The 26,361-nt window shown below is 67.5% G+C and carries 18 protein-coding genes; 7 read left to right on the top strand and 11 right to left on the bottom strand.

Features of this window, described 5'->3' with window-relative positions:
* Positions 1 to 56 precede the first annotated feature (56 nt).
* Genes uxaC through DX912_RS04190 form a run of 4 tightly spaced genes read left to right on the top strand, consistent with a single transcriptional unit; the run spans position 57 to position 6,454 of the window.
* The gene (gene uxaC / locus DX912_RS04205; protein ID WP_115841223.1) at positions 57 to 1,472 is read left to right on the top strand and encodes a glucuronate isomerase; all 1,416 of its coding nucleotides are present in this window, start codon (positions 57 to 59) and stop codon (positions 1,470 to 1,472) included.
* Positions 1,469 to 4,219, top strand: a complete 2,751-nt coding sequence (gene galB, locus DX912_RS04200) for a beta-galactosidase GalB (protein ID WP_425477900.1) — start codon at positions 1,469 to 1,471, stop codon at positions 4,217 to 4,219. The genes uxaC and galB overlap by 4 nt, the downstream gene beginning before the upstream one ends.
* Complete coding sequence (locus DX912_RS04195; protein WP_115841222.1) at positions 4,216 to 5,391, top strand: endo-1,4-beta-xylanase; 1,176 nt, start codon at positions 4,216 to 4,218, stop codon at positions 5,389 to 5,391. The genes galB and DX912_RS04195 overlap by 4 nt, the downstream gene beginning before the upstream one ends.
* Positions 5,392 to 5,410: 19 nt before the next feature.
* Positions 5,411 to 6,454, top strand: coding sequence for an SMP-30/gluconolactonase/LRE family protein (locus DX912_RS04190; protein ID WP_181902700.1), 1,044 nt, complete (start codon positions 5,411 to 5,413; stop codon positions 6,452 to 6,454).
* Between the two features lie 111 nt (positions 6,455 to 6,565).
* On the opposite strand, the gene DX912_RS04185 is transcribed toward DX912_RS04190, so the two are convergent.
* From DX912_RS04185 to DX912_RS04160, 6 genes are all read right to left on the bottom strand, one after another.
* Complete coding sequence (locus DX912_RS04185) at positions 6,566 to 8,032, bottom strand: mannitol dehydrogenase family protein (protein WP_115841221.1); 1,467 nt, start codon at positions 8,030 to 8,032, stop codon at positions 6,566 to 6,568.
* Positions 8,033 to 8,336: 304 nt separating this feature from the next.
* Complete coding sequence (locus tag DX912_RS04180) at positions 8,337 to 11,105, bottom strand: glycoside hydrolase family 3 C-terminal domain-containing protein (protein WP_115841485.1); 2,769 nt, start codon at positions 11,103 to 11,105, stop codon at positions 8,337 to 8,339.
* A 21-nt stretch (positions 11,106 to 11,126) separates the two neighbouring features.
* Positions 11,127 to 12,776, bottom strand: coding sequence for a glycoside hydrolase family 43 protein (locus DX912_RS04175; protein WP_115841220.1), 1,650 nt, complete (start codon positions 12,774 to 12,776; stop codon positions 11,127 to 11,129).
* 166 nt (positions 12,777 to 12,942) lie between these two features.
* Positions 12,943 to 14,196, bottom strand: coding sequence for a D-mannonate dehydratase ManD (gene manD / locus DX912_RS04170; RefSeq protein ID WP_115841219.1), 1,254 nt, complete (start codon positions 14,194 to 14,196; stop codon positions 12,943 to 12,945).
* On the bottom strand, positions 14,193 to 16,196 hold the full coding sequence (locus tag DX912_RS04165; RefSeq protein WP_115841218.1) for a sialate O-acetylesterase: 2,004 nt from the start codon (positions 16,194 to 16,196) through the stop codon (positions 14,193 to 14,195). Before DX912_RS04165 ends, manD begins: the two co-directional genes overlap by 4 nt.
* 3 nt (positions 16,197 to 16,199) lie before the next feature.
* Entirely contained in the window at positions 16,200 to 18,422 is a 2,223-nt protein-coding gene (locus DX912_RS04160) for an alpha-glucuronidase family glycosyl hydrolase (RefSeq protein WP_115841217.1), read from the bottom strand.
* Between the two features lie 89 nt (positions 18,423 to 18,511).
* On the opposite strand from DX912_RS04160, the gene DX912_RS04155 reads away from it, so the two are divergent.
* Positions 18,512 to 19,588 (top strand): LacI family DNA-binding transcriptional regulator, encoded by a 1,077-nt coding sequence (locus DX912_RS04155; RefSeq protein ID WP_233433470.1) that lies wholly within the window; start codon positions 18,512 to 18,514, stop codon positions 19,586 to 19,588.
* Between the two features lie 75 nt (positions 19,589 to 19,663).
* On the opposite strand, the gene DX912_RS04150 is transcribed toward DX912_RS04155, so the two are convergent.
* Entirely contained in the window at positions 19,664 to 21,094 is a 1,431-nt protein-coding gene (locus DX912_RS04150) for a sugar porter family MFS transporter (RefSeq protein ID WP_115841215.1), read from the bottom strand.
* Here DX912_RS04150 and DX912_RS18315 point away from each other — a divergent pair.
* Positions 21,009 to 21,302 (top strand): hypothetical protein, encoded by a 294-nt coding sequence (locus DX912_RS18315; protein ID WP_181902721.1) that lies wholly within the window; start codon positions 21,009 to 21,011, stop codon positions 21,300 to 21,302. The two genes, DX912_RS04150 and DX912_RS18315, sit on opposite strands and share 86 nt — an antisense overlap.
* A 53-nt stretch (positions 21,303 to 21,355) precedes the next feature.
* On the opposite strand, the gene xylA is transcribed toward DX912_RS18315, so the two are convergent.
* From xylA to DX912_RS04135, 4 genes are all read right to left on the bottom strand, one after another.
* Complete coding sequence (xylA, locus tag DX912_RS04145) at positions 21,356 to 22,687, bottom strand: xylose isomerase (RefSeq protein WP_115841214.1); 1,332 nt, start codon at positions 22,685 to 22,687, stop codon at positions 21,356 to 21,358.
* 48 nt (positions 22,688 to 22,735) lie between these two features.
* Positions 22,736 to 24,259, bottom strand: a complete 1,524-nt coding sequence (xylB, locus tag DX912_RS04140; protein ID WP_115841213.1) for a xylulokinase — start codon at positions 24,257 to 24,259, stop codon at positions 22,736 to 22,738.
* A gap of 308 nt (positions 24,260 to 24,567) precedes the next feature.
* Positions 24,568 to 24,738, bottom strand: coding sequence for a hypothetical protein (locus DX912_RS18310; protein WP_181902699.1), 171 nt, complete (start codon positions 24,736 to 24,738; stop codon positions 24,568 to 24,570).
* Positions 24,739 to 24,768: 30 nt separating this feature from the next.
* Entirely contained in the window at positions 24,769 to 25,611 is an 843-nt protein-coding gene (locus DX912_RS04135; protein ID WP_233433468.1) for a peptidoglycan DD-metalloendopeptidase family protein, read from the bottom strand.
* A 228-nt stretch (positions 25,612 to 25,839) separates the two neighbouring features.
* Here DX912_RS04135 and DX912_RS04130 point away from each other — a divergent pair, with 228 nt between their 5' ends.
* The gene (locus DX912_RS04130) at positions 25,840 to 26,358 is read left to right on the top strand and encodes a cupin domain-containing protein (protein ID WP_115841211.1); all 519 of its coding nucleotides are present in this window, start codon (positions 25,840 to 25,842) and stop codon (positions 26,356 to 26,358) included.
* Positions 26,359 to 26,361: the final 3 nt, after the last annotated feature.

The raw sequence follows: 26,361 nt of genomic DNA, 5'->3' as shown, positions 1-26,361 counted from the left end.
CGCGGGAATAACGAAACCAACGCAACGCAGCTCAGAACACAACAGACGAGTCCATCATGAGCACCGCCCTCCATCTCCACGAAGACCGCCTGTTTCCCAGCGACGCGACCACGCGCGACATCGCGCGCCGCCTGTATCGCGAAGTGGCGGCGCTGCCGATCGTGAGCCCGCACGGCCATACCGATCCGTCGTGGTTCGCGACCAACGCACCCTTCGCCAACGCGACCGAACTGCTGCTGGTGCCGGATCACTACGTCTTCCGCATGCTCTACAGCCAGGGCGTGTCGCTCGACGAGCTGGGCATCCCGCGTGCGGACGGCTCGCGCGCGAATGTCGATCCGCGCGCGGCGTGGCGCGTGTTCGCGCGCCACTTTCACCTTTTCCGCGGCACGCCGTCGTCGATGTGGCTTAACCACGTTTTCTACGAGGTGTTCGGACTGCGCCAGCGGCTCGACGAAAGCACGGCCGATACCTACTACAACCGCATCACAGAGGCGTTGCAGACGGCGCAGTTCACGCCGCGCGCGTTGTTCGAGCGCTTCAACATCGAAGTCATCGCCACCACTGAATCGCCGCTGGAGTCGCTGGAGCATCACCAGTCGATCGTCGACAGCGGCTGGAAGGGCCGCGTCATCACCGCGTATCGCCCGGATCCGGTAGTGGATCCCGAGCACGAGCAGTTCCCGTCGGCGCTGCAGCGCTTCGGCGAGATCACCGGCGAGAACGTCTATACCTGGGACGGCTACCTGCGCGCGCATCGCCAGCGTCGCGAGTTCTTCAAGCGCATGGGCGCGACGTCGACCGACCACGGCCATCCGTCTGCGGCGACGGCGAATCTGCCGCCGGATGAAGCACGCAAGCTGTTCGACACGGTCGTGCGCGGCGGCGCGACGCCGGCGCAGGCCGAGCTGTTCCGCGCGCAGATCCTCACGGAAATGGCGGCGATGAGCCTGGACGATGGCCTGGTCATGCAGATTCATCCGGGCTGCTTCCGCAACCACAACGCCGGCCTGTTCGATCGCTACGGTCGCGACAAGGGCGCCGACATCCCGCTGCGCACCGAGTACGTGCACGCATTGAAGCCGCTGCTGGACCGCTTCGGCAACGACCCGCGCCTGAACGTCATCCTCTTCACGCTGGACGAGAGCACGTACAGCCGCGAACTCGCGCCGCTCGCGGGCCACTACCCCACGCTGTTCCTCGGTCCGGCATGGTGGTTCCACGATGCGCCCGAGGGCATGTGGCGTTTCCGCGAGCAGACGCTCGCCAGCGGCGGGTTCTACAACACCATCGGCTTCAACGACGACACGCGCGCGTTCCTGTCGATCCCGGCGCGGCACGACGTGGCGCGCCGCATCGATTGCGCCTTCCTTGGCAAGCTTGTCGCGGAACATCGCATGGACGAGGACGAAGCCGTGGACGTCGCGATCGACCTCGCCTACCGGCTGCCGAAGAAGGCGTATCGGTTGTGAGGGTCGCGGGCTCGCGCGTCGTGCTTGCGCTGTTCTGCCTTGGCTTCGCGCTTGCAGCACCGCTCTGCGCGAATGCGGCGTCGCCCGATCCGCCTCTCCGCGAACGCATCCTCCTCGACACCGATTGGCGCTTCCACAAAGGGGATCCCGCAGGCGCGACGGGACTGGATTACGACGTCCGCCCCGACGTCGCACAGAGCGCCGACGGAAAGGACGCCGATGCGCGTCCCGACGAAGCGGCCAAAGTCACGGCAACGGACGGCACACGCGTGCTCAAGCCGTGGATCCTGCCGACCGCCAATCCGCTGATCCGCGACCCGGCGAAGCATCACGTGCGCCCGGCAGGCAATCCCGGCGGCGACGTGTCCTTCGTGCAAGCCGGTTTCGACGACAGCGGCTGGCAGCGCGTCACGCTGCCGCACGACTGGGCCATCGCCGGTCCGTTCCTCAAGGACGGGCCGTACGGCGGCATGGGCCGCCTGCAGACGTGGGGCCCCGCGTGGTACCGCCGCATGCTCGACATCCCGACGCGCGATGCTGGGCGCTCGATCCTCCTCAACGTCGACGGCGCGATGTCATACGCGACGGTGTGGCTCAACGGCCAGCTCGTCGGCGGCTGGCCGTACGGCTACAACGGATGGCGCGTGGATCTCACTCCCTACGTGAAGCCCGGCCGAGCGAACCAGCTCGCGATCCGCCTCGACAATCCGCCCGAATCGGCGCGCTGGTATCCCGGCGCCGGCCTGTATCGCAACGTATGGCTGGTGAAGTCCGATCCGGTGCACGTCGCGAACTGGGGCACGCGCGTCACCACGCCGCAGGTGTCGAAGGACGCAGCAACGATCGCGCTGGAGGTGTCGATCGACAACGATTCCCCGCGCGACGCCGACGTCACCGCAAGCACCGACATCTTCGAACTCGATGCGAGCGGCGAACGCCGCGGTAGCGCGGTGGCGCGCATCGATCACGGTCGCGCGCGCATCCCGAAGACCTCCAGCGCGACGCTCGCCGCCTCCACGACACTCGCGAACCCGCGCCTGTGGGGTCCGCCGCCGACGCAGCAACCGAACCGCTATGTCGCCGTCACGACCGTGTCGCGCGGCGGCCGCGGGATCGACCGCGTCGAGACGCCGTTCGGCATCCGCACGATCCGCTTCGACGCGAACGAAGGCCTCTTCGTCAACGGCGAGCGCATCGCGATCCGCGGCGTGAACAACCACCACGACCTCGGCGCGCTCGGCGCGGCGTTCAACGTGCGCGCCGCGCAGCGGCAACTGGAAATCCTGCGCGAGATGGGCGCCAACGCCGTGCGCATGGCGCACAACCCACCGGCGCCCGAGCTGCTCGAACTTGCCGATCGCATGGGCTTTCTCGTCGTCGACGAGGTGTTCGATTCCTGGGAACGCAAGAAGACGCCGCTCGACTTCCACCTTGTTTTCCCCGATTGGCATGAACCCGACCTGCGCGCGATGCTGCGGCGCGACCGCAATCATCCATCCGTCGTTTTGTGGGGCGTCGGCAACGAGGTCGGCGAGCAGTACACGGGCGAAGCGGGCGCCGCAATCGCGCGCAAGCTGCATGCGATCGTGCGCGAGGAAGACCCGACGCGCCCGACGATCAACGCGATGAACTGGGCCAAGCCCGACATGCCGCTACCGCGCGAGCTCGATGTGATCGGCCTCAATTACCAGGGCGAAGGCATCCGCCAGGAACCCGAATTCGAGGGCACCGATCGCATCCGCACGCCGCCGCAGTACGACGCCTTCCATGCGGCGTTCCCCGGCAAGGCGATCGTCAGCACCGAAACCGCGTCGGCGCTCAGCAGTCGCGGCGTGTACCTGTTCCCGGTGACGGGCAAGACGAGCGCGCCAGTGCGCAATGGCAGCGGCGGCGATTCGAAAATCCGACAGGTCAGCGCGTACGAGCTGCACGCGGTGGATTTCGGCTCCAGCGCCGACAAGGTGTTCGCGAGCCTGGACCGCCACCCGTTCGTCGCGGGCGAGTTCGTGTGGACCGGCTTCGATTACCTGGGCGAGCCGACGCCGTACTACGACTCGCGCAGTTCGTATTCGGGCATCGTCGATCTCGCCGGTTTCCCGAAGGATCGCTACTACCTGTACCAGTCGCGCTGGCGTCCCGACCTGCCGATGGCGCACCTGCTGCCCCACTGGACGTGGTGGGGTCGCGAGGGCCAGGTCACGCCGGTACACGTGTTCACCTCGGGCGACGAAGCGGAGCTGTTCGTCAACGGCGTGTCGCAGGGCCGCAAGAAGAAGGCGCCGTTCGAGTACCGGCTGCGCTGGGACGATGTCGTTTACCGGCCCGGCGAGCTCCGCGTGCAGGCGTACAAGGACGGCAAACCGTGGGCGAGCGCGTCGACGCGTACGGCCGATGCGCCGGTGCGAATCGACGCGGTGGCGGATCGTCGCGTGATCGCGAACGACGGGCGCGACCTGTCCTTCGTCACCGTGCGCGTGGTCGATCGCAACGGCATTGCGGTGCCGAACGCGGGCAACCGCATCCGCTTTACGCTCGAAGGACCCGGCGAGATCGTCGCCACCGACAACGGCGACCCGACCGACATGGAGGCGTTCGGTTCGCACGAACGTCGCCTGTTCAGTGGCCTGGCGCTCGCGATCGTGCGCGCCGTGCCGGGTTCGACCGGAACCATCACCCTGCGCGCGGAAAGCGATGCGCTGCAGGGCACGAGCATTACCCTCGAAAGCCGCGCACAGGAACAGCCATGACGACACGACGCCCCGCCCTGCGGGCGCTTCTTGCCGCGACCGCGCTTGCGGCCGCTTCCATCGCTATGGCGAAGCAGCCCGCCGCGACGCTTAAGGCCGCCTACGCCGACGACTTCAAGCTCGGCGTCGCGGTGAACGACGACATCGTGTCCGGCCGGGATGCCGCCTCGCAGGCGCTGACCGTCAGGCACTTCAACGCGATCACCGCCGAGAACGTGATGAAGGCGGAAGTCGTGAATCCGAAGCCCGGCGCGTACGACTTTGCCGCGGCCGACGCGTTCGTCGACTTCGGCCGCAAGCACGGCATGTACGTGATCGGCCACACGCTGGTGTGGCACAACCAGACGCCGGACTGGTTCTTCAAGGATGCGGACGGCAAGCCGAACACGCGCGAGGCGCAGATCGAGCGCATGCGCGCCTACATCGAGAAGGTGGCCGGGCGCTACAAGGGGCGCGTCGATGCGTGGGATGTCGTCAACGAAGTCATCGACGAGAATGGCGGCTATCGCGATACGACGTGGGTGCGCAGCGTCGGCGACGGCGACGACCTGGTGAAGCACGCGTTCCAGTTCGCGCATCGCTACGCGCCGGACGCGCAGCTTTACTACAACGACTTCAACACGTGGCGGCCCGAGAAGCGCGACGGCATCGTTCGCATGGTGAAGAAGCTGCAGGCCGAAGGCGTGCGCATCGACGGCATCGGCATGCAGGGTCACTGGGGCCTGAACTACCCGTCGCTCGCCGACATCGAAGCGGCGATCGACGCCTACGCCGCGCTCGGGCTGAAAGTGATGATCACCGAGCTCGACGTGGACGTGCTGCCGCTTACGCGCGAAGGCCAGGTCATCGGCACGGTGATGGCGCATCCGCAGTTCCAGCTGCCGGAGTTCAAGCGCTACCTGGATCCGTATCGCGACGGACTTCCGCCCGACGTGCAGCAACAGCTGAGCGATCGCTACGCCGAGCTGTTCGCGCTGTTCCATCGCAAGCGTGACGTGATCGACCGCGTGAGCCTGTGGGGCGTGCACGACGGGATGTCGTGGAAGAACGACTATCCGGTGCCGGGCCGCATCAACTATCCGCTGCTGTTCGACCGCGACCGCCAGCCCAGGCCTGCGCTGGACGCCGTCCTGCGTGTACCCTGCGGCAACGCCTGCGCGCCGGGCCGCTGAACTCCACGGGGAATCCACCATGTCGAAGGGAAGTCGTGTCATCGCCGCAGTCCTGATGTCGGGCATGTTCCTCTCGGCCTGCGCGTCGTCGCCGCCGGACGCGAATGCGCCTGGCGGCAAATCGATCGGCCGCGTGGTCGCGTTCGATCCGGCCTTCCACGCGCTCGTGCCGAAGGACGCGCGCATCGAGAAGATCGCCGAAGGATTCGAATGGTCGGAAGGTCCGGCGTGGGTGGCCAAGGGCGGTTACCTGCTCTTCAACGACGTGCCCGGAAACACCATGCATCGCTGGTCGCCGCGCGACGGCGCGTCGGTGTTCCTCAAGCCGTCCGGCTATGCGGGAGCCGATACGGCAGGCCTGCGCGAAGCCGGCGCGAACGGGCTGGAAGCCGAAGCATCCGGCACGGTGCTGCTGGCTGATTCGGGCTCGCGGCTGATCGCGCGCTTCGATCCGGTGACGAAGCAGAAGACCACGCTCGCGGCGACGTACGAAGGCAAGCGCTTCAACAGCCCCAACGACATCGCGCGTCGCAACGACGGCGTGGTGTTCTTCACCGATCCGCCGTACGGGCTGAAGGGCATCGACGAATCGCCGCTCAAGGAGCAGCCGGTGAACGGCGTCTATCGCCTCGATACCGATGGTTCGGTGCACCTCATCGACGGCGCGTTGAAGTTCCCCAACGGCGTGGCGCTCTCGCCCGACCAGCGCACGCTCTACGTCGGCAACTCCGATCGCGACCAGCCGGTGTGGATCGCCTATCGCCTCGACGAACGCGGCAACGTACTTGATCGCCGCGTGCTGGCCGACGCGACGGATCTCGCTGCCAAGGCCGAAGGTGCGCCGGATGGTCTATGCGTGTCGAGCGATGGCCATCTCTTCGCGAGCGCGCCGGGTGGCCTGCTCGTGATGGACGCGACGGGCAAGCGGCTGGGCATGATCGAAACCGGCGCACGCGTGTCGAACTGCGCCTTCGGCGAGGACGGACGCACGCTGTTCCTCACCTCGCACGCGTTCGTCGCGCGTGTTCGCGTGAATGCGACGGGGCTGGGGTTCGCGCCATAAGCGCCTGATCCGACGCCGTTGTAGCCCGGGTAAGCGCAGCGCACCCGGGAGTGTACGGCACGCTACCCCGGGTGCGCTTCGCTTACCCGGGCTACACAAGCGCATGGCCGACTAGGCCAACGCAGCGCTCACCGCTTCAGGCGAGCCATCGCCCAGCGCCGCATACGCGTCTCGCAACGCCGTGGCGAAGCGCCCGTCGCCGGCCAGCGAGCCGAACACGGCGTCGAGGGCAAGGAATGCATCGACGTCGTGCGTGGCGTCGCCCGTCGTGCGCCGGCCGATCTGCGAGAGCACGTCGTTCATTGGATCCACCAGCGAGACGCCGTTGCGTGCCTGGCGGCGCACGAACTGCAGCCACCCCGCGACCGGCAGGCACAGCACGTCGATGGGACGGCCCGCCGCGAGCGCATCGCCGATCGTGCCGAGCAGCCGCACCGGAATCTTCTGCGAACCGTCCCACGCGATCTGCGACAAGCGATGCTGGATCGCCGGATTGCGGAACCTCGCCAGGATCGCCTCGACGTAACGCGGGGCATCGAACCCCTGCGGCGCCGCGACGTTCGGCACGATCGCCTCGCGCATCAGGCGTTCGACGAAGCGCGCGAGTTCCGGCGTCGCCATGGCCTGCGCGACCGTCTCGATGCCCATCAGCGAACCCAGGTACGCGAGCGCCGAATGCGGCGCGTTGAGCAGGCGCAGCTTCGCGCGGTCGTAGCCGGCGATGTCGTTGCTCATCGCCACGCCGACGCGCTCCAGCGGCGGCCGCCCGTTGCAGAACGCGTCTTCGACCACCCACTGCGTGTACGCCTCGCGCTGCACCGGCCATGCGTCGACGAAGCCGAGTTCGTCTGCGACGCGCGCACGAAGCGCGTCGTCGGTCGCCGGCGTGATGCTGTCGACCATCGAGCGCGGAAACGCGCCGTTCTCGGCGATCCAGCAGGCGAGGTCGTGATCGAGCCGCTGCGCGAACGCGACGACGGCACGACGCAGCTTGCCGCCGTTGTCGGGCAGGTTGTCGCAGCTGAGCACGGTGAACGGCGGCAGGCGCTGCTCCTTGCGGCGGCGCAGGCCTTCGACGAGGTAACCGATCGCGCTGACCGGCGTGGTCGGATACAGCACGTCGTGGGCGATGTCCGGATGCGCGAAGTCGAGTTCGCCCGCCGACAGGCAGTAGCCCTTCTCGGTGATCGTCAGCGTGACGAGGCGAACGTCCGCGTCCGCGAGACGGTCGAGCACGCGGGCACCTTCGTCGCGCGCAGCGAGCACTTCGCGAAGCGCGCCGATCACGCGCAGCTGCGGCGTCTCGCCGAGCAACGCCAGCGTGTAGAGCCCGTCCTGCGGCGCCAGCGCGTCGCGCACGTCCCGGCTGTTGAGCGACACGCCGCTGATGGCCCAATCCGGATCGAGCGCGAGCGCATCTTCGATGTAGACCGCCTGATGCGCGCGATGGAAGGCGCCGACGCCGAGGTGGACGATGCCGATGCGCGTATCGGCGCGATCGTAGGCCGGACGCTGGATGTATGCGGGAAGGTGGTGCAGCGCCTCGGTGTCGAGGCGCTTGGCAGCTTGTTCGGTCATGGAGTGGCGGTTCGTTGCGTGTGCTTGTGCGTGTGCGTGTGCTTGTGCGTGTGCTTGTGCGTGTGCTTGTGCGTTTGCTTATGTGTCTTCTGTCGCGTTTGCTGGTGCGTTGCTGCTGTCCTGCTTTCGCCCTTCAGCTGTCATCCCCGCGAAGGCGGGGATCCATCCATCCGACGCATCACGCCTTCCGAAAAACGGAACCGTGTCGGGTCGATGGATCCCCGCCTCCGCGGGGATGACGGCAGAACAGCGGATGACCGCAAGGCATCCTCCAGCTGCTCATCCGGTCAGATCATCAGGTCGTCTACTTCGTCACGCTCAACGTCTTCCTCACCCGCACGTCCGAGCTCGACGCACCCACCTGCACTTCATACTTCCCCGGATCGACCGAGTACGCGTCGCGCGTTTCGTCCCAGGTGCGCAGGTCGTTCGCGGGCGTGATCGTGAAGCTCACCTCGCGCGATTCGCCCGGCTGCAGGTGCACGCGCTGGAAGCCGCGCAGTTCCTTCGACGCCCGCTCGCGCTTGGGATCGAGCGGATGCAGGTAGAGCTGCACCACCTCGTCACCCGCGCGCTTGCCGGTGTTCTTCACCTGCACCGTCGCCTTCACCGGCTGCATGGCCGTCGCGCTCGCGCGGTCGAGCTTGAGGCCCGAGTACGCGAACGTTGTGTACGACAGTCCATGGCCGAACGGGTACAGCGGCTCGCCGGTGAAGTAGCGGTACGTGCGATTGCGCATCGCGTAGTCGTCGAACGGGGGCAGCTTCTCGTCGGCCTTGTAGAAGGTGACGGGCAGGCGACCGGCGGGATTCGCGTCGCCGAACAGCACGCCGGCGACCGCATTGCCGCCGCGCTGGCCGGGATACCACGCCATCACGATCGCCGGCAGGTTCTGCTTCGCCCAGTCCACCGCGATCGCCGAGCCCGCGGTCAACACCATCACGACCGGCTTGCCCGTGGCGTGCAGCGCTTCGAGCAGCTTGCGCTGCGTCGCCGGCAACTGGATGTCGGTGCGGTCGCCGCCGGCGAAACCCGGGTAGTTGACCGTCATCTCCTCGCCTTCCACGTCGCCGGTCAAACCGCCGACGAAGATGACGACGTCCGAATCGCGCGCGGCCTGCACCGCTTCCTCGAACGGCGGCTTCGCGCCCGGCATGCGCCACGCCAGACGCACGCCGGCGTCGCGTTCGCGCTCGTAATACTCCAGGCGAATGGCGTACGCACGTCCGGCTTCAAGCTGCACGTCGGCGTGTTCGGCATGCAGGCGATCGGTGTTCTGCCAATGGTCGATGACGAGCTTGTCGTCGATGTACAGACGCACGCCATCATTGCCGGCCGCTTCGAGCTGATACGTGCCCGACACCGGCGGAAGCAGCTGGCCGCTCCAGCGGATGCTGAAATCGTCGGCCGGCACGTCCTGGCCGCCCTGCGCCTCGCCGCGCGCCATCAGGTTGTCGGTCGGCGAGCCGCGATCCCAGCGGAAGCCAATCTGCGGGTCCACGCGCACCAGCGTCGGCTTGCCCTTCAATTCGCGATTGCGGAAATACTCGCCGCGCAGGCCGCGTTCGGTCGAACCGGCTTCGGGGCGCAGGTACTGCGGTTCGATCAGCGGATTGGCCGCTGGATCGTCGCGGCCTTCCACCAGGTCGACGCCGCGCGCATGCACGATCGTCGCGTTCGGCGCGGCTTCGCGGATGCCCTGCAGGATGGTCACCGGCGCCTTCGGCGTGCCGTAGTAGTTGCCGAGCAACGCCATCGTGTCGTCAGCGGTCGGGCCAACCACGGCGATGCGCTTCACCTCGCGCGACAGCGGCAGCACGCCGTCGTTCTTCAGCAGCACGATCGATTCCTGCGCGACCTTGCGCGAGAGCGCGTCGTGCTCGGGCGACTGGTTCACCGAATACGGAATGCCTGCCCAGCGCACCTGCGACGGCGGATCGAACATGCCCAGCCGCATGCGCGCGGTGTAAAGCTTCGTGAGCGCGGCATCGACCTCGGCTTCGGGAATCAGGCCCTTGCGCACCGCGACGGGCAGCGATGGCAGGTACGTGTCGCCGCAGTCGAGCTGCGTGCCGTTCTTCACCGCGAGCGCCGCGGCTTCCTCCGGCGTCGCCACGATCTTGTGATTCTTCCAGATGTCGACGATCGCCCAGCAATCGGACACGACGTAACCCTTGAAGCCCCACTCGCCACGCAGGATGTCCTGCAGCAGGAACTTGCTGGCGCTCGCCGATTCGCCGTAGACGCGGTTGTACGCGCCCATCACCGCATCGACGTCGCCTTCCTTCACCAGCGCTTCGAATGCGGGCAGGTAGGTCTCGCGAAGATCGCGCTCAGTGGGTTTCGCGTCGAAGGTGTGGCGATCGGCTTCCGGGCCGCTGTGCACGGCGAAATGCTTGGCGGTGGCGTCGAGCTTGCGGTATTTCGGGTCGTCGCCCTGCAGGCCCCTCACGAACGTCACGCCCATGCGCGAGGTCAGGTACGGATCCTCGCCGTAGGTTTCCTGCCCACGGCCCCAGCGGGGATCGCGGAAGATGTTGATGTTCGGCGACCAGAACGTGAGGCCCTGGTAGCGCCCGCGCTGGTTCTGGCGCGCGAACTCGTGGTGCTTGGCGCGCGCTTCGTCGCTGATGGCGTCGCTGATCTGCGCCATCAGCGGCACGTCGAACGTCGCCGCCATGCCGATGGCCTGCGGAAACACCGTCGCGCCGCCCGCGCGCGCGACGCCGTGCAGCGCTTCGTTCCACCAGTCGTACGCCGGCACGCCGAGGCGATGGATCGCCGGTGCGGCGTTCTGCATCTGCGCGGCCTTCTCGTCCAGCGTCATGCGCGAGACGAGGTCGGCGGCGCGCTGTTCGAAGCTGCGACTGGTGTCGAGCCAGGGGCGGTCGGTGGTGTCGGCCTTCGCCTGCCCCGCCGCCTGCACGCAGAAGGCCTGCGCGCATGCCGCGAGCAGCAGGGCTGCTGCCAGTACACGGCGCCCGGATCGGACGCGCCGCGGAGTGGAAGTCGCCGGGTTACCGCTTTCGCGGGCGCTACGCGAACCGGTCCGCGGATCAATCGCGAAGTTCATGACGTCCATTCCGATCACCCCTCAGTGGCCTTGCGTGTCATGTGCATACGGCCCCACCGTCACTCCGATGAAGCCACCCGCGACATCGGTGCTGAGCACCGTGCCGTCCACGTCCTGCTTCAACCACTTCCAGCCCTGGCCCGCGTCGTAGCCGAACGCGTAGTCGCCCGCATCGCCTTCGATCTTCAGCTTCAGCGCCTTCGTGCCCGCCGGCAGCGTGGCGGTCGCGAGCGTTTCGGTCGCGTCCTTCTGCCGCTTGCGCAGCGTCAGCGTCACGCCGTTGCCGACGCGTTGCGCGCCAATTGAGTACCAGTAGCTCTCGTTCTGGAACGCGGCGATGCCCGCTTCGGTACCGGTGTCGGCCGGCACCGTCATCGCGGTACTCGCCTCGAACGAAAGATGCTGCTGCCGCCGCGCGAGGAAGGTCGGATTGCGCAGCGTGTCGAGCCCTTCGCCCGGCGCGATCGCCAGCTTGCCCGCGTGCGTGCGCAGGTCGGCCCACTGCGTCTTCGGCACGCGCGCGAACAGCCACGTCGTGTCGAGCGCCGGTTTGTCGAAATCGTCGCGCCAGGTGAAATTGCCGCTCAGCGGCGCCTGCGTCGCGCCCCGCTGCATGAACGACGGACCATCGGCGACCTGCGGAATGCGCTTGCCGTGGGCGAGGATCGTCGGCCAGCCATCCTTCCACTCCACCGGCAGCAGGAAGGTCTCGCGCCCGGTGTTGTAGTGCACGCGGTCGTACATGCGACTGGCGAGGAACACCGCCCACCACGTGCCGTCGGTGGCTTCCACGAGGTCGGCGTGGCCCGCGTTGCCGATCGCATCGACACGATCTTCGGGGAGGTCGCGCTGCGTCAGGATGGGATTGTGTTCGTACGGCGTATACGGGCCCCAGATGTCGCGACTTCGCGCCACCACCTGCGAGTGCTGCAGGCTGGTGCCGCCCTCGGCGCAGACAAGGTAGTACCAGCCGTCGCGCTTGTAGATGTGCGGGCCTTCGATCCAGATCGGCTTCTGCGACAGGTCCATGCCGCCGTTGATCAGCACCTTGCGCGGGCCGAACGGCTGCAGCGTCTTCGCGTCGAGCTGCTGCATCCAGATCGCGCGATGGCCTTCGTACAGCGGCTTGCCTTCGGGCGCGTCGTTGTTGATGAGGTAGACCTTGTCCCCGTCGAAAAACAGCGACGGGTCGATGCCGTCGATGGTCTTGAGCCAGATCGGATCGGACCACGGGCCGGCGGGGTTCTTCGCCGTCGCGATGAAGTTTCCGCCTGCGTCCACCGACGTGTTGAGCACGTAGAACGTGCCGTCGTGGTACTCGATGGTCGGCGCGAACACGCCGCGCGACATGTTCAGTCCGTCGAAGTCGAGCTGCGTCGGCCGGTCGATCACGTTGCCGACCTGCGTCCAGTGCACGAGGTCGCGGCTTTCGAACACCGGGATGCCGGGAAAGTACGTGAACGTCGAATTGACCAGGTAATAGCGGTCGTTCGCGCGCACGATGCTCGGGTCGGGATAGAAGCCGGCGAGGATCGGGTTGCGGTACTGCCCGGGCTTCAGCGGCGCATCGAACGGTGCGTCATGGCCTTTGTATTCGAACCAGTCGAAGAGGACGGGTTCGGCGGCGTGGGCGCTGCTCGCCCCGGCGAGGGCCAGCAGCAGCGCCACCATCCATGCCGTGCCGCCGCCACGTCCCGAGCTGTCGTTCCCGCGGAGGCGGGAACCCAACTGTCCGACGACACTCCGTCCTTCGAAGGCCGTGACGCGAGCAACGTTGGATCCCCGCCTGCGCGGGGATGACAGCTTCGCGAGGATGCGGCGGCAGGTGTTCATGCCATCACCAATCCCACATCGCGCCATCTTCCAGCCGCGCGATCGGCAGCTGCTTGGGCGCATAGGGGAATCTGGCGGCAAGCTTCTCGTCGATGTCGACGCCGTGGCCAGGGGTGTCGCCGACGTGCAGGCGTCCGTTGCGGAAGACGTAGTCATGCGGGAAGACCTCGTTGGTTTCATCCGAATGGAACATCCACTCCTGGATGCCGAAGTTCGGCACCCACGTGTCGAAGTGCAGCGCGGCGCCCATGCACACCGGCGAAAGATCCGTCGCGCCATGGAAGCCGGTCCGCACCGCGTGCAGCGCGGCGAAGTCGGCGATGCGGCGCACGTGCGTGATGCCGCCGCCGTGCACGATGGTGGTGCGGATGTAGTCGATCAGCTGGTTCTCGATGAGGTGCTTGCAGTCCCAGATCGAGTTGAACACCTCGCCCACCGCGAGCGCGGTGACCGAATGCTTGCGGATCAGTTCGAAGCCCTTCTGGTTTTCCGCGGGCGTCGCGTCTTCCAGCCAGAACAGGCGGAACGGTTCGAGGTCGCGCGCCAGTCGCGCCGCTTCGATGGGCGTCAGGCGATGGTGCACGTCGTGCAGCAGTTCGACGTCGGGACCGTGGTCGGCGCGCAGGCGCTCGAACAGCTTCGGCACGATGTTGAGGTACTTCGGCGTGTTCCAGACGGTTTCCGCCGGTAGTTCGCTTTCGGCCGGTTCGTACGGCTTGCCGCCGACGGAGATGCCGTACGCCTTCTTCACGCCCGGCACGCCGCATTGCGCGCGCACGGCGAGGAAGCCTTTCTCGATGTACTTGCCGACTTCGTCGGTCGCTTCCTCGATGTCGCGACCGTTCGCGTGGCCGTACACCAGCGCGCCTTCGCGCGAGCGGCCGCCGAGCAGCTGGTACAGCGGCAGGCCGGCCATCTTGCCGAGGATGTCCCACAGCGCGACGTCCACCGCGGCGATGGCGGTCATCGTGACGGGGCCGCGGCGCCAGTACGCGCCGCGATGCAGGAACTGCCACATGTCCTCGATGCGGCCGGCGTCGCGGCCGATGAGGTTCGGCACGACGTGGTCGGTGAGGTACGAAGCGACCGCGAGTTCGCGACCGTTGAGCGTGGCATCGCCCAGGCCGGTAAGGCCCGAACGCGTGGTGATCTTGAGCGTGACGAAGTTGCGGCCCGGGCAGGTCACGATGACCTTCGCGTCGACGATCTCGCGATCGCGCGTGGAGCCGTGGCGGGTTTCGATAGTTGCGGTGTTCATCGTGCGTGATCGTCGGTGGAGGCGGTGGGAAGGGCGAGTTCGAAGGGACCGGCGGGAAGGTTCGCGCCGTCGAAGAGCGTGCAGGTCGGGCCGTCGGCCCAGCAGTAGCGGACGCGCGTGGCCTCGTGCGCGTTCGGCGCGCGCAAGGTAACGGTGTTGCCGGATGCCTTCGCGTCGGCGTAGCGGCAGCTGTCCTTCTGCGCGCCGCACAGCTCGAAGCCGATGGGGCCGTTCGCGCCGATGCCGACGAGTTCGCCGGTGTTGTCGGCGAAGGTCACGACGACGCCGTCGGCAACGCGGCGCGCCGAGCGCGGCACGGGGCCGGACGGCGGCAGCGCCTCGCCGTACACGACATGGCGCGCGACGCGCGCGAGGCGCCGGCCGAGTTCCTGCTTGTTCGACGGATGGATGTCGTAGTGGTCGCCGATATCGATGGCGACGGCGAGCCCGCTGTTTGCATCATCGTTGGCGACCTGGCGTTGCGATTCGCGCAGTTCGGCCCAGCCACTCTCGGCCGGCTGCGCCTTCGGCATGCCGTAGTTCGCCAACTGCACGATCAGCAGCGGCGTTTTCGCGCCGAAGCGCGAACGCCAGTCCTCGCGCAGCGTGCGCAGCAGGTCGCGATAGCGCGCGCCTTCGAACGTGTTCGACTCGCCCTGGTACCAGAGCATGCCGCGCACGTTGTAGCGGCCCAGCGGCGCGATCATGCCGTTGTAGAGCGTGGAAAGCCCCGCGGCCGTCTGCCACGGCGCGCGCGGCGGCGTGTCGTTTCCGTCGACCTTGCGGTACTTCCACGGATTCGACAGGACGACGGTGGAGCCATCCTTGAAACGCAATGCATTCGCCGACGCCGGGCCCGACAAGCCGCCTTCGCGGTACGTATCGAGCACGTTGACGACGACGACGTTCTCGCCTTCCTTCAGCAGTCCGCTCGGCAGCGCGTACTCGCGACCGCTGCCGGCGCCGTAGGTGCTGCCGACGGCGACGCCGTTGACCCACGTCATGTCGACTTCATCGGCGGGTGCGAGCGCGAGCGTCGCGCCCTGCGCGGCCTGCTGTGCGGTGAGCTTGACCGTCGTGCGATACCACAGCATGCCGTCGAACGCGGCCAGTTCCGGCACGCCCCAGCGCTCCCATGCGCCGAGCTCGCGCGGTGCGGTGCGCCAGTCCTTGCCCGGCGTGAAATCGCGGCGCCACGGTTCGTCGCCGGGCTTGGCGTCGGCGCGCGCATTCCACCAGCGCGCCCACACGTCGCCCCAGCTCGCGAGGCCGCCGGCCTCGTCGTTCGCGTACTGCGCGAGCACATCGAGTTCGGCGTCGTAGAGCTTCGTCGCGCGCAACGCGTCGCCGCTGGTCCAGGCTTGGATGCGCGAACCGCCCCATGCCGCGTTGACCAGCCCCATCGGCACGTCGACGGTCTTCTGCAGTTCGCGCGCGAAGTAGTAACAGGCGGCGGAGAAATCGCGGATGGTGTCAGGCGTCGTGGTCGTCCACTTCACCGGCGTGGCGAAGGTCGCCTGCGGCGTGACCGCGCCGTTCTGCGGCACGGTGAGCAGGCGGATGCGGTCGTTGTTCGCGCCGGCGATCTCCGCGCGCGCGTCGAGCGCACGCCACACCTGCAGCTCCATGTTCGACTGCCCGGAACACAGCCACACGTCGCCAACCATCACGTCGGCGACGTTCTGCGTCGTGCTGCCCGCTGTCGCGACGAGCGTGTAGGGGCCACCGGCCTTCATCGCCGGCAGCGTCGTGCTCCAGTTGCCGTCGCCATCGGCACGCGCTGTGGCGCGCTTGCCGGCGAAGCTGAGCTTCACCTGCTCGCCGGCGTTCGCGCGGCCGAAGACGCGGATCGGCTGCTCGCGCTGGAGTACGGCATGGTCCTGGAACATCGTGTGCAGCAGCGTGCCGTCGGCGGCGTTCGCGATGAAGGCAGCAGACAGCGCGGCGGCGCCGAGCAGCGCGCGCGAGAGATTTCGGATGCGAGGCGTGCAGGTCAGCATGGTTCAGCCATTCCCCGGGGCGAACGGAAATTCGAGCGACTCGTAGTAGTCCAGCGGATGCGCCGGCGGCGCGTAGCCTTCGGGCAGCGGCCGCTGCGAGAACGTCTGGAAGTACGCGATGCTGGCGTCGCGCCACCACTGCGCTTCCTTCTGCTGGATCGACAGGAACGTCGCGACCTGCGCGTGGCGCTCCGGGTCGATCTTTCCCGACAGCCCGTCCCAGGTCCTGCGCATGTCCGCGACGGCATCGACGCCGCGCGAGTAATGCACGACGAGTTCATCCCACAGCGTACGGCCCGACTTCGTCGTGTAATCCCAGGGCAGATGGTGGAACCAAAGCAGGAACTCTTCCGGCGTTTTCGCCGGATCGTCGAACTGCGCGGCGACGGGCTTCGCGTATTGCGACACCGCATCGGAGCCGCGCGTGGTGCGATCGAAGCCGATGCCGTCCTTCGTCGCGCGGTGGTAATACACGCTGGTCCAGTCCGCGCGCGGGCCGCCTTCGACCCACGGACCCGGCCCGTAGTGATGGCTGCGGCCCATCAGGTGATGCAGGCCGAGCGGCGTCATGTAGTCCACGACGGCTTCTCGCGAGCCCATCATCATCGCGACGATGGGCTGGACGACGGCGGCGTCGTTGGAGAAGGTCATGCGCGTCCACTCCTCGGCGATATCGCGCGAGGACAGCTCGGGATTCCATGCAAGGCGGCCGAACACGTACCAGTTGGCCTGGTCGAAGTGCGAGCCGCTCCAGTTGCGATCGCTGCCGATATTGGCGACGCCCGCCATGCCGGTGAGGCCGCTCTTGAACAGCGTGCCGCGATGCAGCTCGCCGTCGATGACCTTTGCCACCGTCGAGCCCTTGCCGCGCGCGTAGGTGTCGGCGCGCAGCGTTTCCTCGAACATCGGGCCGAGGTACGCCAGATGCGTCGCGAAGCCGAGGTATTCCTTGGTGATCTGGAATTCCATCATCAGCGGCGTCTTCGGCATCGCGCCGAACAGCGGATGGAACGGCTCGCGCGGCTGGAAGTCGATGGCGCCGTTCTTCACCTGCACCATCACGTTGCCGCGGAACTTGCCGTCGAGCGGAACGAATTCGTTGTACGCCTGCTTGGCGCGATCGTCGGGCGTCTCGTGCGAGTACACGAACGCGCGCCAGATCACGATGCCGCCGTGCGGCTTCACCGCGTCGGCCATCATGTTCGCGCCGTCGGCGTGCGTGCGGCCGTAATCCTGCGGACCGGGCTGGCCTTCGGAATTGGCCTTCACCAGGAAGCCGCCGAAGTCGGGAATCGCCTTGTAGATGTCGTCGGCCTTCGCCTTCCACCACGCGCGCACCTGCGGGTCGAGCGGATCGGCCGTCTTCAAACCGCCGATCTCCACCGGTGCGCTGAAACGCGCGCTCAGGAATACGCGGATGCCGTAGGGGCGGAACACGTTCGCCAGCGCCGCGGCCTTCTCGATGTACATCGGCGTGAGCTGCTGCGCGCTCGCGTTGACGTTGTTGAGCACCGTGGCGTTGATGCCGATGGACGCGTTGGCGCGCGCGTAGTCGGTGTAGCGCGGACTGAGGTAGTCGGGGAGCTTGTGCCAGTCCCAGATCGATTCGCCGGCATAGCCGCGTTCGACGTGGCGCGTGAGGTTGTCCCAGTGGTTGAGCATGCGCAGCTGCGTGCGCGGGGCTTCGCGGATGTCGAGCGATGCCATCGGCTGGCGCGTCTGCAGCAGGCGCAGGAAATGGAAGGCGCCGTGCATCGCGCCGGCATCGGTGTTGGCGGCGATCACCGTCGCGTCGCGGCCGTCGATCTCGACACTGCGGATGCGATAGCCCTCGCGGCCGAGGTCCTTCGTCGCCAGACCCAAGCGTGCGATCTGTTTCGACGAGGCGGGCGTGCCGACGATCAGCGCGCCTTCCACGCCGGCCGCATCGGCGAGCGGCGGCGGCGTGCCGAGCAGACCGCCCAGGCCGCGCACCAGTTCGTCACGCGTGGCCTGCTGGCTCGGCGTGGTGGCCGGCGCGACCAGCTGCGCGATGCGGGCGCGATACGGCGCGGCCTCGGATTCGGGAATCGGCCGATAGCGCAGCCACAGGTCGTAGCCGTCCTCGGCCAGCGCCGGGCGCGGGAGCAGCAGGGCTGCGAGCAGGAGCAAGGCAAGGGCGAGGAAACCGGTCTGCTGCCGGGCGGCGTGTACGCTGTCGCCGGGCGTGCGGGATGCCCGTACCATGTGCAAAGCTCTCATGCGCAATCCTGGTTGAACGAAAGACAAGGCGTTCGCCGCACGGTGCGACCGCAGGCCGACAGAAGGAACGAACGTTGGAGAAGCCGAAGAAGTCGCTGCGACGCAAGGGCGCCGCCGTGACCATCGATGAAGTGGCGGTGCTGGCGAGCGTCTCGCCGATGACCGTCTCGCGCGTGGTCAACGGCCAGGGCAAGGTTCGTGACAGCACCCGCGAACGCGTGATGCGCGCGGTGAAGGAACTGGGCTACACGCCCAACCTCGCCGCCAGTTCGCTCGCTGCCGCGCAGCACACGCGCGTGGCGATGATCTACACCAACCCCAGCTCCGCGTACCTTCGCGAGCTGCTGGTCGGCGCGCTGCGCGGCGCGGCGCGCACCGCGGCGCAGCTGATGATCGAAAGCTGGGACACCTACAACGCCGACGCGCAGCGCGCGGCCGCGCGCGAAATGAGCAAGTCCGTCGCCGGCGTGATCCTGCCGCCGCCGCTGTGCGAGTCGAAGGCGGTGGTGTCGGAATTCCTGTCGGCCGGCGTGCCGGTGGTCGCGATCGCGTCGGGCCGCTTCAGCCAGGAAATCTCCTGCGTACGCATCGACGACTTCCGCGCGAGCGAGGAAATCACCGCGCATCTGATCTCGCTCGGCCACACGCGCATCGGCTACATCAAGGGCCATCCGAACCAGACGGCAAGTGCGCGTCGTTACGAAGGTTTCCAGGCGGCGTTCGCGCAGGCCGGGCTCGAGATCGACAGCGCGCTCGTGCAGCAGGGTTACTTCACGTACCGCTCGGGCCTGGAAGCGGCCGAGAAACTGCTCGCGCACAAGAAGCCGCCGACGGCGATCTTCGCCAGCAACGACGACATGGCCGCCGCCGTGGTGTCGGTGGCGCATCGCCGCGGACTCGACGTGCCGCGCGATCTGTCGGTGGTCGGTTTCGACGATACGTCCGCCGCGACGACCGTGTGGCCGGAACTCACCACGATCCACCAGCCCATCGCCTCGATGGCCGATTCGGCCATCGACATCCTGCTGCGCGGCATTCGTCGCAAGGACAAGTCCACGCGCGTGGTGGTCGACCACGTCGTCGCGCACCAGCTGTGCAGGCGCGATTCGGTGGCGCCGCCCTCGCCGGCCAGCGCCACGACGAACGCATAGCAGCGACGGAAGAAAGCGCGCCCGAACCCTCCGATTGAAGCTCCTCCGAAGGGAGCCGTCCGGGCGCGCCATCGGTCAGCCTTCCATCTGCTCCAGTTCCTTGCCCTTGGTCTCGTAGACGTACTTCAGGACAAAGAACACCGACACGATCGCCGCCACGGTGTAGATGCCGTAGGCGCCGGCCAGCCCGATGCCGGCCAGCAGGATCGGGAAGGTCACGGTGATGGCGAAGTTGCTGGTCCACTGCGCGGCGCCGGCCACGGCCAGGCCCGAGCCGCGGATCTGGTTCGGGAACATCTCGCCGAGCATGACCCACATCACCGGGCCCCACGAGGCGTTGAAGAAGATCACGTAGACGTTCGCCGCGATCAGCGCCAGCGTGCCCATGCCGTCGGACAGCACCAGCTTGCCGGCGGCGTCGAGCGACGCGGTGGCGAAGGCGAAGGTCATCAGCGCCAGCGATATCGCCATGCCGACCGAGCCGATCCACAGCAGCGGCTTGCGGCCGATCCTGTCGATCAGCAGCACCGTCACCAGGCATGCGCCGATGCTGAGCGCGCCGGACAGCACGTTGATCAGCAGCGCGTCGCTTTCGGAGAAGCCGACCGCCTGCCACAGCACCGCGCCGTAATAGAACACGACGTTGATGCCGACCAGCTGCTGGAAGGTCGCAAGGCCAATGCCGATCCACACGATCGGGCGGATCTTGCCGGTGGTCTTGTTGATCAGGTCCGACAGCTGCGGGCGATGGTGGTCGACCGACAGCGAGGCATCGATCTCGGCAAGCTTGGTCTGCGCTTCACCGGCGCCATAGAGCTTGGTGAGCACGGCGAGCGCGTCGTCCTTGCGCTTCTTCACCACGAGGTAGCGCGGGCTTTCCGGAATGGTGAGCAGCAGCACCAGGAACAACGCCGACGGGAACGCCATCATCCAGAACATCCAGCGCCACGCCTCGTGGCCGAGCCACAACGGCTGCGTGGATGCGCCGGCCGTCTTGGCCAGCAGGAAGTTGCTGAGGAACGCGCAGAACAGGCCGCCGATGATCGCGATCTGCTGCACCGTCGCCAGGCGCCCGCGATAGCGCGCGGACGCCACTTCGGCGATGTACGCCGGCGACATCACGCTGGCCGCGCCGACGGCGAAGCCGCCGATCACGCGCGCGATGACGAACATTACCGAACTCGTGGCTGCGCCGGAACCCAGCGCCGAAATCAGGAACAGCACGGCAGAAATGATGAGCACCGAACGGCGTCCCCAGCGGTCGGCGAGACGGCCGGCGAAGAAGGCGCCGATCGCGCAGCCCAGCAGCATCGAGGCGACTTCGAAGCCGAGGCCGGCCTTGGTCGACTGGAACGCCTGCTGCAGGCCGTCGACGGTGCCGTTGATCACGCCACTGTCGAAACCGAACAGGAAGCCACCGATGGTGGCCACGCAACTGACAAGAACGATGAAACGGGTGTTTTCCGCGCTTGCGGATCTGGAACCTTCGAGCGTGGCGCTGTTCATTCGCGTATCTCGTCTGAAGGAGTCGGGTTTGGGTTCGGGAAGATGGAACCGTCACGCATCGACGCTCGACCGGCACGAACGCGGGCTTCCCCTCACGCGCTGCACCTTGTCTGGAGCCGTACCACCTTTCGCATGCGTCACGCTGTCGCGCAGCGGTGATGCATCCGGCGCATGCATTCCCGCCGTGGCGGGAATGACGGCTTTGTAACGCTTACCCGGGACGAATGACAGGTCCCGGGTTCCCGAATCCGCAAATCCCCGTTAACGCAGCAGGTACTGGTTGAGCAGGTTCTCGTAGCGCTCCTGCTTGCCGCTGATCTGCCTGGGCTCGCCGTTCTTCACGGCCAGCTCGCGCAGGTCGGCCAGGCCGAGCTTGCCGCGTTCGAAGTCCTGGCCCGCGCCGCCGTCGAAGCTGGCGTAACGCTCCTTGCGCCAGGTTTCCCACGGCGAATCGTTCAGCAGCGCGTGCGCCACTTCCAGGCCGCGTGCGAATGCGTCCATGCCGCCGACGTGCGCGATGAACAGGTCTTCCATGTCGGTCGACTCGCGGCGCGCCTTGGCGTCGAAGTTCAGGCCGCCCACCAGGCCGCCCTGGCGCAGCACGACCATCATCGCGCCGACGGTGTCGTACAGATCGGTCGGGAACTGGTCGGTATCCCAGCCGTTCTGCGCGTTGCCGCGGTTCGCGTCGATGCTGCCGAGCAGGTCGTGGTCGGACGCCACCTGCAGGTCGTGCTCGAAGGTGTGGCCAGACAGCGTGGCGTGGTTGGCCTCGATGTTGAGCTTGAAGTCCTTGTGCAGGCCGTGCTCGCGCAGGAAGCCGGCGACGGTGGCGCTGTCGAAGTCGTACTGGTGCTTCATCGGCTCCATCGGCTTGGGCTCGATGAGGTAGTAGCCCTTGAAGCCGATGCTGCGGCCGTAGTCGCGCGCCATCGTCAGGAAGCGGGCAAAGTGTTCGACCTCGCGCTTCATGTTGGTGTTGACCAGGCTCGCGTAGCCTTCGCGGCCGCCCCAGAACACGTAGTGCTCGCCGCCGAGCTCGACGGTGGCGTCCAGCGCGGCCTTCACCTGCACCGCGGCGCGCGCGACGACGTTGAAGTCCGGGTTGGTCGAGGCACCGTTCATGTAGCGCGGGTGCGAGAACAGGTTCGCCGTGCCCCACAGCAGCTTCACGCCGGTGTCGTTCTGGCGCTGCTTGGCGAGCGCGACCATGTGCTTGAGGTTCTTCTCGTACTCGCCGATGTCCTCCGCATCCGGCGCCAGGTCGACGTCGTGGAAGCAGTAGTACGGCACGCCGAGCTTGGTGATGAATTCGAACGCGGCATCGACCTTGTTCTCGGCCGTCTGCATGGGCGTCGCGCCTTCCCACGGGAATTTGCGCGTGCCCGGGCCGAACGGATCGTGGCCGGCGTTGGTGAAGGTGTGCCAGTAGCAGACGGCGAACTTCAGGTGCTCTTCCATGGTCTTGCCGCCGATCTTCTTCTTGGCGTCATAGACCTTGAAGGCCAGCGGGTTGTCGGAATCGCGTCCCTCGAACGGGATGCGGCCAATGCCGGGGAAATATTCCTTGGCGCCGATGAAATGGTTGCTCATGTTCGGGAGTCGCTTTGGTCGGTGGAGGGGTGCGCGGCGTGAGTGAGGTCAGCGCGCGGGGTCGGGATGCGGCGCATAAAGCCTTTGCGCCGAATCGAGGAAGGTCAGGAAGCTCTGGTAGTGCGTGGCATACGCGGCGACGGCGTCGGGATTCGGGCGCGCCGCGGTGGAGGCGTCCACGCGCACGTGGTCGCGCGCGATGGCGGCGATTGTCGTATCGCGGCCGTTGGCGCGTTCGAACGCCCACAGCGCCTGCAACGCGCCGCCGAACGCCGCGCCTTCGGCCTGTTCGGGCACCTGCACGGGCAGGTCGAACACGTCGGCGACCATCTGCCGCCACGTCGCGCTGTGGCTGCCGCCGCCGGTGAGGCGGATCCAATCGAAGCTCATGCCGGCCGCACGCAGCGCATCGAAGCCGTTGCGCAGCGCGTAGGTCGCGCCTTCCATCGCGGCGCGATAGACGTTGCCGCGCGTGAGGTTGCCCATGTCCATGCCGTGCAGGCTCGCGCGTGCGTCGGGCAGGTTCGGCGTGCGCTCGCCGTTGAAGAACGGCAGCATCACCAGGCCGTCGGCGCCGGGCTTCGTGCCTTCCAGCACCGATTCGCCATCGCGGCTGGAAAAGCCGAACAGCTTGGCCACGTTCTCGGTGGCGACGGTGGTGTTCATCGTGCAGATCAGCGGCAACCAGCCGCCGGTGGACGAACAGAACGCGGCCCAGCCGGCGTTCTCGTCGACGACCGGCGTGTCCGAACACGCGAACAGCGTGCCCGACGTGCCCAGGCTCATCGTCAGCACGCCCGGCGCGACGTTGCCGGTGCCGATGGCGGCCATCATGTTGTCGCCACCACCGGCCGCGACGATCACGTCGCGCGGCAGGCCGAGCTGGTCGGCGATGCCCGGGGCGATGGCGAAGCTCGCGTCGGCCTGCACCAGCGGCGGCAGGAAATCGGCCAGGTTCGTGTCGGCGTCGGTCGCCGCGAGCATCTCGCGCGACCAGGTGCGCGTGCGCACGTCGAGCCAGCCCGTGCCCGACGCATCGCCGTATTCCATCCAGCGCTGGCCGGTGAGCCAGAAGTTCACGTAGTCGTGCGGCAGCAGGATCGTCGCGAGCTTCGCGTAGACCTCGGGACGATGCTTGCGCGTCCACGGCAGCTTCGAGGCGGTGTAGCCGGCGAGGATCGGATTGCCCGCCAGCGTCACGCAGTTCGCCTCGCCGCCGGCGGCCGACATGATCTCGTCGCACTCGCCGCTGGTGCTGGTGTCGTTCCAGAGCTTGGCCGGCGCGAGCACGTTGCCGTCCGCATCCAGCGGCACGAAGCCATGCTGCTGGCCGGACACGCCGATCGCGGCGACGGCGGCGCGCTGGGCGGGATCGAGTTTGCCGAAACAGGCGGCAATGGCGTCGATCCACCACTGCGCGTGCTGTTCGCGGCTGCCGTCGTTACCGGCGATCAGCTCCAGCGGCTGGCCGTGCGTGGCGACGATGCGGCGCGAGGCGGGGTCGTACGCGACGAGCTTGACGCTCTGCGTGCCGACGTCGAGACCGATGAACAGCGGTGCTGCTGCGCTCATGCGCGTCCGGCTCCAGAAAAGTTAGCGCTAACAATTTTGCGGCAGGAGAAAACCGCACTGGAAACGACGACCAGCTGTGGCATGGACTTGAAGCAGGGATCCCGTAGGTGGGATGCACTCTAACAGCGATGAGAAAAAAGCCTTGCTGCACTGCGGAAAGCCTTGCGCGGCAACGATTCGGCCCAGCCGCAAAGGTGTGACGGCCGCCCCGTTCAGCGACGGCTCGTCGTCTGCCCCGTCACCGCCCTCCCCGGCGGCGCGGGCAGCGCACCGGCGTGACTTGCGCCGGTAGCGCTACCAATGGCGGCTCACAAACCGCGGAAAACGCAGGCGATCCACAGCAGCACGAAAGCCACCGCGACCAGCACGAAGGCGAACGGCATCGGCAGGCCCAGGAAACCCAGGCGCGCGGCCAGTCCGGCGCCACCGGCGAGCGTGGCGAGGAAGAACATCGGGAAACTCGGGGGCGTCAGGCCCATCGGATCGTTCCTTTCGGTTGATGCGCCATGTCAGCGCGGGGGAAGGACGGTGCGCGGATCGACGAGCTGCCCGCCGCGCCGGAGTTCGAAATGCACCATGTCGCGGCCCGCGCCGACGTGGCCCATCTCCGCGATCTGCGCACCGGCGGCGACGCTCTGTCCTTCGCCGACCAGCCGCTTGCGGTTGTGCGCGTAGCTCGACACCCAGCCGCCGGCGTGTTCGATCACGATCAGCTGCTCGTAACCCGGCGAACCCTCGCCCGAGTACAGGACTTTGCCGGCCGCGGCCGCGCGCACGGGACTTCCGGCGGCGCCGGCGATGTCGAGCGCGTACGGCGTCGCATCGCTGCGCGCGGGTGCGTTGACGACCGTGCCGCTGGCGGGCCATCGCCAGCTTGTCGCCGCCGCGCTGGTGGGTTTTGTCGTGACTGCGCTGGCCGCGGCCACTTTCGATGTCGTCGCCGTGGAAGTCGTCCCCGCCGATGCCGTCGTCTTCGCGACGTTGTTCGGTGCAGTCGATTTCGAAACGGGTTTCGTCACGGGCCCGGCTTCCGGCAACGGTTCCGTCCGCACCGCCTGCACGGAAGGCGCGCGCACGGCCGGCGCATTCGAGTAGGTCGCCGAAGGCAGGCGCAATCGATCCCCCGGATGGATCACGAACGGCTCGGCGATGCCGTTCGCCTGCGCCAGGTCGACCGCGCGCACGCCGTTGCGCGAGGCGATGCCGTACAGCGAATCGCCGGCCTGCACCACGTACGCGCCATCGTTCGACGACATCGCCGAGCCCGACGATGGCCACACCTTCACCGTCGCCGGCGTGCACGCGCAGAGGAATGCGCCCGAAGACACCACGAGGATTGCGGAACGACGCACGGCGACCTGCCCGGAGAAGCCCATGCCGGCGCGGAGGCGCCCGTGAGCGGGGCGGCGAGGTTATCCAGCCGTCGCGCGGCGCGGTACGCGCAATGTTCGCGTTGCGGCGACGTCGCGAATCGGCAGGGAAGCCCGCGTCGTACACGCCGATACAAATGGCCGCGGGCGCCGACACAGTGCCGATACGCCACGGCGTTCGAATGGCCACACCCCCACGAGGAAGCCGCCATGAAGCCGTCCCGCCCCATCGCCGCCGCACTGCTCGCCACGCTCGCCGCCCTGCCCGTCCTCGCGCAGGCGCAGGCGTCGGGCGTGCACCGCACCGACCTGCAACGCGAAACACTGTCCGTCCCCGGCCGAGAAGTCGTGCAGGTGCTGGTCGCGCTCGATCCCGGCGTCGTCGCCGCCAACCATCACCATCACGGCGAGGAAATCATCTACGTGACCGAAGGCGCGCTCGAATACCGCCTGGAGGGCCGCGCGCCGGTGACATTGAAGCAGGGCGACGTGTTGTTCATCCCGTACGGCGTGAACCACGAGGTCGTGAACGTCAGCAGCGGCCGCAGCGCGGAGCTGGCGACGTACGTCGTCGAGAAAGGCAAGCCGCTGGTGGTGCCGGCATCGTCCCCGACGACGGCCTTCGACCCCGCCGAAGACATGCCGCGCCTGAACCTGAAGTTCGCCGACGACACGCCGCTTAAGCCGACGCTGTTCGACTCGGCCACGGCGTGGGAAGACGAGCCCTGAGCG

Source organism: Lysobacter soli, from assembly GCF_003382285.1.
Lineage (GTDB): Bacteria > Pseudomonadota > Gammaproteobacteria > Xanthomonadales > Xanthomonadaceae > Lysobacter_J > Lysobacter_J soli.
This window is presented reverse-complemented; position numbering and strand designations above follow the sequence as displayed.